We start from the raw sequence: 10,504 nt of genomic DNA, 5'->3' as shown, positions 1-10,504 counted from the left end.
TAATGTCGAAGCTCAAGCTGGGGCCTATCGCGGAAGAAAAGCCGATCAAAGTTCAAGTCGAGTTGCCTGCTGCTCTTCATCACGACTTGGCCGACTATGCCGATCTGTTAGGGCGCGAACAAGGGCAGCCTGCGGTCGATCCGGCTAGGTTGATCGTTCCTATGTTGCAGCGGTTCATCGCGACCGACCGCGGTTTTGCAAAAGCTAGGCGAGCTACGACGCAAAAGACCGAAGATTAGCCAAGACTCCTCCCCTTCAACCCTGAGAGGGTGTCGAGACATTTCAGCAGCAGTGGTAGGGCGGGATTGTCGTTGTCGCAGCATGAAATCGTAGCAGCCGTAGGCGCTCGGGCCGATGAAAGCGGGACCAACGCGATGTCAGTTTGGCGAACCAACGTCGTGATGGTTAAACCGAAGCCCTGCTCGACCATGGTGAGGAGTGTCTCCCGGCTGACCTGTTGAATGGATAGTTGAACCTCTCCTTCTACGGCTCCTACCATGCGCTTGAGCAAGTCAGAGAGTTCACGTCCGGCACCGTCGGAACGAACGAGGAAGACCTCGTCGCAGATGTCTTCCCAAGCCAATTGCATTCGCGACGCCAACTGGTGACGCTGGGACAATGCCACAAACAAAGTGGGATCGCAGAAGCGTCGAATGTGAAACTGGCGGTTGCTGTTTGTGCGAAGGCAAATTGCGGCATCCAGTAATCCACGCCGCACCCGCGATGTATTCTCTTCTGACGTGCCTTCCTCGAGCTTCACCTCGATAGTCGGATATTGATGTCGAAAGTCCGCGAGAAGGTCGATGATTGGGCCCGCCGGAAACGCTTCGAGCATCCCAAATCTGATAAGCCCGGTCTTGAGGTTTCGTGTGGACCGGATCTCCGTCGCAGCCTCGCGCAGGTATCGCGCTCCTACAGCCGCGTGCTGAAGAAAGCGTGCTCCCTCGGGCGTTAGCGCGGCACCTGTTCTTGTGCGCTCGAACAGCGAAACGCCAAGCTGACGCTCTAGCATCTGCACCCGACGGCTCACGGTAGATTGGGAGATCGCAATGCGTTCGGCCGCCCGGCGAAAGCTACCTGCCTCGGCGACCTGGATCGCGTATTTGAGGTATCGCAGATCAAGCGTCAGATCGGGCATGATGCCCCTCCGTGGCTGCCGCCATTCAAGCGCACGAGCAGCGCGCGAAATTTTAAGCCGCCAGTGGACGGCGCATCTCTTTCGATCTCAGGCGAGGAATCCGAGCCGAGTCCTTCGGTGAGCATGACCATCTCCGAATCCCAGAAATGTATGCGGCAGTCATACATCTTCGGACACTTGATGTCTATGCGTCACGCATATATCGTTGACGGATGGAGCCGGCGGCAGCCAAATATCATTTTGGTGCACTAGCGCTCGCGGTGGCTGACAACATCGCGAGTGCCTCAGCCTCGCTTTCGCCGAGCGGACCAGCGGCTGCGCTGATGATCCTTCTTAGTGTTGAGCCTGGGGTGCCTATCGGCGTCCTAGCTAGCCGGCTTCGGCTTTCCCATGCCGGGACGGTGCGATTGATCGACAGGCTTGAAACCGATCATCTGGTCGAACGGCGGCGACACACCGTCGACAGACGGGCGCGTTTCATCCACCTCACCAATTCCGGTGAGGAGATGACTAGAGCTTTGCTCAGAGCGCGCGAGCAGGTGATCGCGGCGTGGGTCTCGCCCCTATCGCCCATGGACCTGAACGACCTAGGCGCGTTGTCCGAGCGGCTCCTCGAAAACGGGTTGAACAAAAATGAGCTCGCAAGCCTCCGGCATCTGGGCGGCTACCCGAGGCCACGACCTACTGAAAGCGCGACGCCGCCAGCCCGCTCGCCACCCCGGCGTCCTTCGAAGAACGACTGACGAGAAAATGAATCAGGCTTGATACCTTGGAATCCATCGCGTTCGACCTTCTCATATGCATGCTGGCATTCTGGTTCGGGTATTCCGCAAACCGAGGTGGAACATGTCTGGTCGTAGCTGCTCACGAGTTGCAGAAACGACGCCCACCAAGAATGTTCGTCGGATTTGTTGCGGCGTCTGCAGCGGCGGGCCTCGTTGCTATTCCGCTCGCTTGGTCTGGGACGCTGAACGCGACCCTTGCACCCTCGACGAACGTCAACGCCTTTCTCCTAATCGGCGCCATCGCCTTCGGCTTTGGGGCGCTCATCAATGACACTTGTCTGCTTGGATCGTTGGCACGGTTAGGCGATGGGGAAATGCGACTGCTAGCTCTTCCTGTGGGACTAGCAGTCGGGATCTTGATTGCCGATCATGGTCGGCCCGGCTCTCTCGTCACGTGGACAAGTCTTATCGCGAGCCCAAGCATCTCTGGGGCCGCTACGGTTCTCGCCCTTGCGGTTGTACTAGCGCTGGCGGTGATGTTCGTATCGACGAAGGGCGCATCGCGAAGAAGACCGGGTTGGGCGTTTGGCGCCTCAATGATTGGCCTCGGTATCACTGGTGGACTTCTTTACGCCCTGTCACCGGCATGGACGTTCGCTGACCTGATCCAACGCGGCCTTCCTCTTCGAATGACACCAACAGGCGAGGTCGCACTCGTTGCGGTCATTGCCTCTGTTGCGGGAGCAATCACGGCATCCGTGCGTCAGGGACGTTTGCGTTTTCAACGGCCGACGGTTGCCGGCATTCTGCGATCGATTGTCGGCGGAGCGTTGATGGGAATAGGTATCGGCCTCATACCCGGTGGCAACGACGCTTTGATCCTCGCCGCAGTGCCTACACTCTCTCCGGGCGGCATAGTTGCCTACCTCGTGATGACGACGACGATCGTTTTTGGATTTGCAGCGCGTGACAGGCTTTTCAAGAAACGCCCATCAGGCCACGGGAGAGGGTAGATGGTCTTGGGCCGATCATGAGACCCGTGAATATCGACTTATCAGGTAATACGCCTGCGTGGGCCCATCCCCCTGATTGCCGTCTCGAAGGATAGTGCGTCGAGCATCCGGTGGTGTCATGATAGGCGTGGTCACGGCAGGAATGAGTGTCTGTCGCCTGATACCCCAGCTCCGGCGCGAGAATCTGAGGTTTCAGACATCGTCGGTGCCTACCGGCCCGCCTTCGCCCTCCATCCGATTAATGGCACGCACATCCTTGGCGTTGAACTTAAGCCTCACGCCCGATCCCGCGCGATGATCCTCATCGATGAAGACGGCGCCGCCCCGTTCGAGCGCGTCACGCAACCGCGTCAGTTCCGAAGCTGCAAGCATGCTACCGCCGGCCTCGAACCGAGCTAACGTTTCCTCGTCCAACTCAGCGATCTTGGCGACATGTGATCGCGGCCACTGAATCAGGGCTCTCGCTGCGCGCGCCAATGGTCCATTCATGCTCATCGATGCTTCCTTTTTTTTGGAAAACCCACCTTTTCGCCGAGTGACGACTTTGCCGGCACTCGATCGGCTATATGAGCTTCGCCATTGCGACCGCGGTATCCGCCATACGCGTCGCAAAGCTCCATTCGTTGTCGTACCAAGCAAGCACGCGAACCATCCTGCCGTCGACAACATCTGTCTGGGGAAGTGCGACGATTGAGGATTCGGTCCGATGGTTCAGATCGACCGACACCAAGGGCTCTGTCGTGAAGGCGAGCACCCCACTCATTGCACCGGCGGCAGTCTGACGGATGGCGTCGTTCACCTCGTCTATCGAAACCTCACGCGACGTCGAAACAGCCAAATCTATGACCGAGACGTTCGGCGTTGGGACGCGGATCGACGAGCCATGAAGCTTACCTTTTAGTTCCGGCAGCACGCGGCCGATCGCGTTCGCAGCCCCGGTGGACGTCGGGATCATTGAGAGTGCGGCTGCGCGGGCGCGGTAGAGATCCTTATGGACGGTATCCTGCGTCGGCTGGTCACCGGTATAAGCGTGAACCGTGGTCATATAGCCTCGCTCTATGCCACAGAGGTCGTTCAGTACCTTCGCGACAGGCGCGAGGACATTGGTCGTGCATGAGCCATTTGATACGACGACATCGTCAGCGGTCAGCGTGTCGTGATTGACCTTGAAGACGATCGTCTTGTCTGCCCCATCGCTCGGCGCGGAGACGAGCACGCGTCTTGCTCCCGCACGAATGTGCGACTCGGCCTTCTCCCTGGATGTGAAGAAGCCCGTGCATTCGAGCGCCACGTCAACACCAAGCTCATCATGGGGCAGGTTTGCTGGATCGCGTTCCGACGACACCCTGATTTTACCGGACCCGACGTCGATCCAGTCTTCGCCGAGGTCGATCGATCCACGAAAGGGACCATGAACCGAGTCGTACCTCAGAAGGTGCGCCAAGGTAGCGACCGGCCCGAGGTCGTTGATCGCAACCACTTCGACGTCCTCTCGATGTAGTTCGACGATCGACCGTAAGGCTAGTCGCCCGATCCGACCGAAACCGTTGATTGCGACCTTAACCGTCATGCCTATCTCCCCTGGCTCGCCTTACTGACTGAAGCATCCGCCATTCGCTCAGTGAAACATGGCGCACGAAATCGGCTCTGGCGGCGTGTGCGCAACAACACATTATGTATGCGTCACGCATAGACCTATCTGGGTGGGCACTCGGGGTCAACGCGGCAGTGTCAGCACGGACGATCCAGCTTGCGCCGTCCAAACAAGCAGCCGTTCTTTGGGGGGCTGCGTGAAACGCGTTCAAGGCCTACGCGTCCCCAAGACGGATAGGGGGTTTGATATCCATCTGCCGGCTGGCTGCGGCTAAAGCACGGTCGTGGCTGACCAGGGTGAGTCGGTTGAGGTGGGACGCAGAAAGCGAGCTCCCAGGCCTGCCGATAACATTTGGCCACAACGCGTAGCTGGCGCTGGAACGATGTGATTCGGCCTCAAGGCAGCCGAAACCACGGCAAACTTCACCGATCTATAGCCGCCAGGTATCGGCAGTCCGTGCGCGCCATGATCTAAATTGCGGAGTTTCAATCTCCCGCGTCATCGGCGGAACGTCGTAAGCCTCTGGGAATCCGGCCTTTTTTCCGCACGCTTGCCGACCCGCACCACACGCGTATGACTTGCTGTCTATGCTTCGCGCACATATAGATGTGACAATGGATGGACCTCGAGATCGAAATATCTTCGGGGCGTTCGCACTCATGATCAGCGACGACATCGTTCGCGCTAGTTCATCGCGGGCGCCGGAAGCTGGACCCGCAGCATCGGCCCTGGCGTTGATTGCGCACATGCCTGGGCTCTCGATTCGCATGCTCTCCATCGGCGTCGGCCTCTCCCATGCAGCGACTGTCCGTTTGGTGGATCGGTTAGCTGCTGAGGGATTGGTCGAACGCCGTGAGCATTTCACGGATGGTCGCACCCGGTCTCTCTATCTCACTGCGGCGGGCAAGGTAGCGAGCGACGAAGTCCTTTCCTCACGCGACGAGGTGATCGCTGAGGGGTTATCCATCCTAAGCCCAGACGAATTGAGAGTTCTTTGCGACATCGCGGAACGCGTCTTACGGCATCGCCTGGAAAATCTTGAGCATTCCTACCGTATCTGCCGCTTGTGTTGCTATGAGGGTTGCACGAATTGCCCGATTGATGCCGAGTTGCATGAGCGTGGCGTAGATCGCGAGAACAGCGGCGAGGCGTAGGACCATCGCAATCGCATGAATCAATGTTGAGCGATGAGATATGCCGCCAGAAATCCCACGACCGTGATGAGCCCTATGAACGGCGGCGCCTTTTCGAACGCTTCGGGAATCATAGCTTCTGCCAGCATCGCTATGACGGCGCCGGCCGCGAAAGAAAGGATGGCTGGCGCCTGAGTCGATGCCGAGCCGAGGATGAGATTTCCCACACCGGCGGCAACGCAAACGAGTAGGGGAATGCCGATCCAGACCGCGTAGATATAGCTTCGGGGTCGGCCCGCAACCTTCATTCCTGAAGTGCTCGATAGGCCCTGGGGCACGTTTGCAAGAAAGAAGCCTGCCACGACGGCCAGGCTGATCCTGCCGCCACCAGCCACCGACATCCCGATCACAAGGGCCTCTGGAATTCCGTCGAGAACGCTGCCGAGCGCAATTGCAGCACCACTACCGCGGTGCTCCTGTTCAGTGGCCTGTTCCGTGCATTCACCGCATCGCTTTCGGTGCTTCGCGCCTTGGCGAGACAAAAACCAGTTCGTGCCGCTGAAGATCGCAGCTCCGGCGAGTAGCGCGAAGATCGCAAATGGGCCCATCCCGGCCGAAACGCGATCGCCGATGAGTTCGGTAGCGACAACGGCAATCATCACGCCGCCACCAAAGCCCATGACTGCGGAGATCATGCGGTGAGTAAGCCGCCCGAAAAGCACGTCCGCCAGCACCGCCCCCACCAGCAGTCCGCTTCCCGACAAAAGGCCCCACAAGCCGGCGATCACGTATTCCGGCATCATGACGGTGACCCGGCTGGCAGCACGACAAAGCGCGAGCACCCTTGCAGCAGTATTGTCGATGATAGTCGAAGCTCGCTCATCGGTTCGCTCGGTCCAATCGCCAGGTCGGTCGCGGGAAGTGGCAGCTATAGCCACCGGGTTGACGCAGGAGATACTTCTGATGCTCGGGCTCAGCCTCCCAGAAGGATTCTTCCGGGTTGATCTCGGACACGACTGGCCCAGGCCAGCGACCCGAGGCTTCGATCTCGGCGATCGTCGCTAAGGCGATGTCCATCTGCGCTTTAGACGTATAGAATATCGCCGACCGATAGCTTGGGCCGACGTCGCTGCCCTGTTGCTCGTAGGTCGTCGGATCATGAATCTGGAAGAATAGTTCCAGTAGAGCCCGATACGTCAGAATGGACGGATCGAAGGTCACCTCGACGGCTTCCGCGTGGCCGTAATGTCTCGCATAAGTCGGATCTGGCATTTCACCGCCAATATAGCCGACACGCGTGGCCACGACCCCCTTGGCGCGGCGCAGCAAATCCTCCAGGCCCCAGAAACAGCCACCCGCGAGTATCGCTCGCTCGGTTTGCGTCGGCGTCTGGTCTGTAGCTGGCAGGCTCATCATCCGATCACCCTAAACGCTGTGTGCCAATCAGTTCGACGGCCTTGCACCTGCAGGCTGGCCGCCGCTCGAAAGCTCGGTCTGCACATCAGAACCCCGGACGAGCGTCAGATCGACGGGACACCGATCCGCGATCTCAAGAATGCGCGCGCGTTGATCATCACTGAGCGGCCCATCGAGAACGATGGTGCGTGTGAAGCGGTCGGGAGGCATTATGTCCGCCACCTTCTCGTGCCGCACGCTCGTCGTCGCTCTTTCGAGCGGGAAGCCCTTGCGGTTGGCGTAAAGGCGCATCGTCATCACCGTGCAGGCAGCTAGCCCGGCTGACACCAGTTCGTAGGGAGACAGGCCGCTCCCAAGACCTCCGACCGATTCCGGCTCGTCGGCGAACAGAGTATGCTCGCCACTGCGGACCGTGAGCTGGAACTTCCCCGCTAGCGTCTCCGACGCAACGACACCTTTTGCCGCCTCGACCTGCGGAAGATCCGCCGCTAGCGGCGGAAGAAAGCGGCTGGCCCACGCGGCGACCATAGCTGAGGCGTAGTTCGCATCGTCGACGTCGGTGAGAAGGTGATCCGCCGTGTCGAGCGAGACAAAACTCTTAGGATGGCGTGATGCGACGAAGATGCGCGAGGCGTGCTCGATGCCCACGACTTGGTCCACCGGCGAATGCATGACCAGCACCGGACGTCGAAGCGCGGCGATGGACTTCTCGATGTCGGCTCGCTCTACCGTTTCCAGGAAGGTGCGGCGGATGAGGAAGGGCCTGCCAGCGATCTCCACAGAGGCCTCGCCCTCGCTCGCTATCGCGTCAAGGTCGCCAGGCCGGAAAACGCGCAAGATATGCTGAAGGTCGGCCGGCGCACCGATCGTCACCACCGCGGCGACATCCGGCAGCGCGGCAGCGGCTACGATCGCAGCCGTTCCACCCAGGCTGTGCCCGACAAGGAGGGCGGGTGGCATACCGGCGGCCGCCATGGCCTCCGCGGCTGCCCTCAGATCGTCGACGTCAGAAGCGAAGCTTACCGCTTCTTCCGCGGAACTCGCGATCCCTGTGCCGGCGAAGTCGAACCGCAAGACGCCGATACCGGCCCGCGAGAGCGCGCGTGCGATGTGCACGGCGGCGCGGCTGTCCTTCCCGCAAGTGAAACAATGGGCGAAAATCGCCCAGCCGCGAGGAGTGCCTTCTGGCGCCTCCAGGTGCCCGGTTAGTTCAGACCCCCCTCCCCCGGCAAACGTGAACCGCGTTCCTGCCATATGCGTCGAGCCTCCAACGGCGGCTTAGCAGGAGCACCATCGACCCGAACTAGCAGCCCAAGACATTCTTTCTATATGCGCGGCGCATATAGACAAGCCCCTAAACCATGATTATATGCGTCGCGCATACTTCTGAGGCTGTAGTCGGATCGGTCCTCTGGGGTGCCACTCGTCAGGGCGCAGGCCAAAGGGCTATGGAACTCAATCAGGTCAGCTATTTCATCAACTTGGCCGAGACGCTGAATTTCACTGCGGCTGCTCGTCTCAGTGGTGTCTCACAACCAAGCCTGACACGAGCGATCCGCCGCCTGGAGGAGGAACTCGGTGGACCGCTCATCTATCGTGACGGGAAGAACAGCCGGCTGACGAGCCTGGGTCAGGACGTCGAGTTGGAATTCCGCCGAATGCTGGTCGCGATGAAGAGCGTAAGACACCACTCGGAAAACTGGGCAATGGGGCGGCATCGTGTTCTCGACGTTGCTGTCGCCTCCAGCGTCGGCCCGAGGACCTTCACAGCCTTTTTCGACAGCGCGCTGGAAGAGGTGCCGTCCATCGAGATCAAACTGCACTCGCTCCAATCGGGCGAGGACACGTCGGAGGTGCTCTCAGGCAAATATCACGCGTGCATCCTGCCTCGCGAATCAAGGCCGGATCGTAAACTTGATGTGCGTCCTCTCTTCCGGGAGCGCTTCGTGCTCGGCTGCGCTGCAGATCACCCCTTGGCGGCGTGCGAAGTCGTTCGTGGTGAAGACCTGCTTGCTTTCCCGTTCGTCGATCGACTGAAATGCGAGTGCCGCGATCAAATCTTCGAGCACTTCGCGCGTCGAGAGGTGCGCATGCGCCCTCGCTTCCGCTCAGATCGAGACGACTGGGTGCAGCGCGTCGTCGCCGAAGGGCGGGGGATATGCATTTTGCCCGAACGCGCGGCCACCACCCACGGCCTGATCACAAGGCCGATCGAGGGCTTCGCGTTGGAGCGTGAGATCGTAATCGCCACCGTGTCCGGATCTACGGCACCGGTCGAGATACGAAAAGTCGCTCAGCTTGCAGCCCGTTACGATTGGAGTTGACCCGCCAAGCAAGAGGCATGTGCGGTATAGAAACTATACGCACGACGTATTGGATTATCGTTGGAGCCACTGCGATAGTTGATGTGAGTATCGACGTGATAAATTGAACGTAGTGTGCCTGGCCCTCTAACTAAGTAATGGAGACTCACCATGAAGTTTGAAAAGTCGCAGGCAGCAATCGAACGCCTGACCCCGGAACAACGCCGGATCACCCAGCAGGACGGCACCGAGAGACCCTTTACCGGCGAGTATAACGACAACAAGGAGGCGGGCATCTACGTTGACGTCGTATCCGGCGAGCCGTTGTTCGCGTCGACGGACAAGTTCGAGTCCGGCACTGGCTGGCCGAGCTTTACCAAGCCGATCGTCGCGGCTCACGTGAACGAAGTGCGAGACAGCTCGCATGGCATGGTCCGGACGGAGGTTCGCTCGGTGCACGGCGACAGCCATCTTGGCCACGTGTTTCCGGACGGGCCGTCCGACCGCGGCGGCCTGCGCTACTGCATCAACTCGGCATCGCTTCGATTCATCCCGCGCGATGAGATGGAAGCCGCGGGCTATGGCGAGTATCTCGACCAAGTAGAGGAGGCTTAACATGCATCAGCGCGCTGTTCTCGCTGGCGGATGCTTTTGGGGAATGCAGGATCTGATCCGCAAGCAGCCCGGCATCGTTTCGACCCGCGTCGGCTACACCGGCGGCGACGTGCCGAACGCCACCTATCGCAACCATGGCACTCATGCGGAGGGGATCGAGATCACCTTCGACCCGACAGTGACGAGCTACCGTAATATCCTGGAATACTTCTTCCAGATCCATGATCCGACGACAAAGAACCGCCAGGGCAACGACCGCGGCCTCTCCTATCGATCTGGCATCTATTACATCGACGAGGAGCAGAAGCGCATCGCCGAAGATACGATAGCCGACGTCGACGCGTCCGGACTGTGGGACGGCAAGGTCGTCACCGAAGTCGAGCCCGTGGGTGACTTCTGGGAAGCAGAGCCGGAGCACCAGGATTATCTGGAGAAGAGGCCGGGCGGATATACCTGTCATTTCCCGCGCGCTAACTGGGTGCTCCCGAAGCGTAAAGACGCTGGCGACACCCAGGCTGAGGCCGGCGCGGCAGCGGAATAGCTGCAGCCACATTTGCGGCTGAGCCC

Annotated in this window: 13 protein-coding genes; 7 read left to right on the top strand and 6 right to left on the bottom strand. The window is 59.8% G+C overall.

The features are described 5' to 3' along the window. Positions 1-2 precede the first annotated feature (2 nt). Positions 3-239, top strand: coding sequence for a DUF2274 domain-containing protein (locus tag ACQY1K_RS07445; protein ID WP_037520564.1), 237 nt, complete (start codon positions 3-5; stop codon positions 237-239). Here the strand turns inward: ACQY1K_RS07445 and ACQY1K_RS07440 are convergent. Continuing rightward, on the bottom strand, positions 236-1,138 hold the full coding sequence (locus tag ACQY1K_RS07440; protein WP_038303941.1) for a LysR family transcriptional regulator: 903 nt from the start codon (positions 1,136-1,138) through the stop codon (positions 236-238). The genes ACQY1K_RS07445 and ACQY1K_RS07440 overlap by 4 nt on opposite strands. A 212-nt stretch (positions 1,139-1,350) precedes the next feature. Here ACQY1K_RS07440 and ACQY1K_RS07435 point away from each other — a divergent pair, with 212 nt between their 5' ends. Both ACQY1K_RS07435 and ACQY1K_RS07430 read left to right on the top strand, forming a co-directional pair. Next, entirely contained in the window at positions 1,351-1,881 is a 531-nt protein-coding gene (locus ACQY1K_RS07435) for a MarR family winged helix-turn-helix transcriptional regulator (protein ID WP_037520567.1), read from the top strand. A 26-nt stretch (positions 1,882-1,907) separates the two neighbouring features. Continuing rightward, positions 1,908-2,876: a YeeE/YedE thiosulfate transporter family protein gene (locus ACQY1K_RS07430; RefSeq protein WP_037520568.1), complete on the top strand. Its 969-nt coding sequence runs from the start codon at positions 1,908-1,910 to the stop codon at positions 2,874-2,876. A gap of 192 nt (positions 2,877-3,068) precedes the next feature. On the opposite strand, the gene ACQY1K_RS07425 is transcribed toward ACQY1K_RS07430, so the two are convergent. After that, the gene (locus ACQY1K_RS07425) at positions 3,069-3,371 is read right to left on the bottom strand and encodes a hypothetical protein (protein WP_037520570.1); all 303 of its coding nucleotides are present in this window, start codon (positions 3,369-3,371) and stop codon (positions 3,069-3,071) included. A 67-nt stretch (positions 3,372-3,438) separates the two neighbouring features. After that, positions 3,439-4,446 carry a type I glyceraldehyde-3-phosphate dehydrogenase gene (gene gap, locus ACQY1K_RS07420; protein WP_037520571.1) on the bottom strand — a complete coding sequence of 336 codons (1,008 nt, stop codon included), beginning with the start codon at positions 4,444-4,446 and terminating at the stop codon, positions 3,439-3,441. Between the two features lie 683 nt (positions 4,447-5,129). Here gap and ACQY1K_RS07415 point away from each other — a divergent pair. After that, complete coding sequence (locus ACQY1K_RS07415) at positions 5,130-5,624, top strand: MarR family winged helix-turn-helix transcriptional regulator (RefSeq protein ID WP_206366640.1); 495 nt, start codon at positions 5,130-5,132, stop codon at positions 5,622-5,624. 20 nt (positions 5,625-5,644) lie between these two features. On the opposite strand, the gene ACQY1K_RS07410 is transcribed toward ACQY1K_RS07415, so the two are convergent. From ACQY1K_RS07410 to ACQY1K_RS07400, 3 genes are all read right to left on the bottom strand, one after another. Continuing rightward, positions 5,645-6,406: a ZIP family metal transporter gene (locus tag ACQY1K_RS07410; RefSeq protein ID WP_051886772.1), complete on the bottom strand. Its 762-nt coding sequence runs from the start codon at positions 6,404-6,406 to the stop codon at positions 5,645-5,647. Positions 6,407-6,482: 76 nt separating this feature from the next. Next, a complete protein-coding gene (gene msrA, locus ACQY1K_RS07405) occupies positions 6,483-7,019 on the bottom strand; it encodes a peptide-methionine (S)-S-oxide reductase MsrA (RefSeq protein ID WP_229342224.1) in 537 nt (178 codons plus the stop codon). Positions 7,020-7,046: 27 nt separating this feature from the next. Beyond that, positions 7,047-8,273 (bottom strand): bifunctional alpha/beta hydrolase/OsmC family protein, encoded by a 1,227-nt coding sequence (locus ACQY1K_RS07400; RefSeq protein WP_037520572.1) that lies wholly within the window; start codon positions 8,271-8,273, stop codon positions 7,047-7,049. A 194-nt stretch (positions 8,274-8,467) separates the two neighbouring features. On the opposite strand from ACQY1K_RS07400, the gene ACQY1K_RS07395 reads away from it, so the two are divergent. The 3 genes from ACQY1K_RS07395 to msrA (ACQY1K_RS07385) all read left to right on the top strand — a co-directional run bounded on the left by ACQY1K_RS07395 (position 8,468) and on the right by msrA (ACQY1K_RS07385) (position 10,478). After that, positions 8,468-9,343: a LysR family transcriptional regulator gene (locus ACQY1K_RS07395; RefSeq protein WP_037520573.1), complete on the top strand. Its 876-nt coding sequence runs from the start codon at positions 8,468-8,470 to the stop codon at positions 9,341-9,343. Between the two features lie 150 nt (positions 9,344-9,493). Next, positions 9,494-9,937, top strand: coding sequence for a peptide-methionine (R)-S-oxide reductase MsrB (msrB, locus tag ACQY1K_RS07390; RefSeq protein ID WP_037520575.1), 444 nt, complete (start codon positions 9,494-9,496; stop codon positions 9,935-9,937). Between the two features lies 1 nt (position 9,938). Next, complete coding sequence (gene msrA, locus ACQY1K_RS07385) at positions 9,939-10,478, top strand: peptide-methionine (S)-S-oxide reductase MsrA (protein WP_037520576.1); 540 nt, start codon at positions 9,939-9,941, stop codon at positions 10,476-10,478. Positions 10,479-10,504: the final 26 nt, after the last annotated feature.

The sequence above is a fragment of the Neorhizobium sp. IRS_2294 genome (assembly GCF_050500145.1).
Classification (GTDB): domain Bacteria; phylum Pseudomonadota; class Alphaproteobacteria; order Rhizobiales; family Rhizobiaceae; genus Neorhizobium; species Neorhizobium soli.
This window is presented reverse-complemented; position numbering and strand designations above follow the sequence as displayed.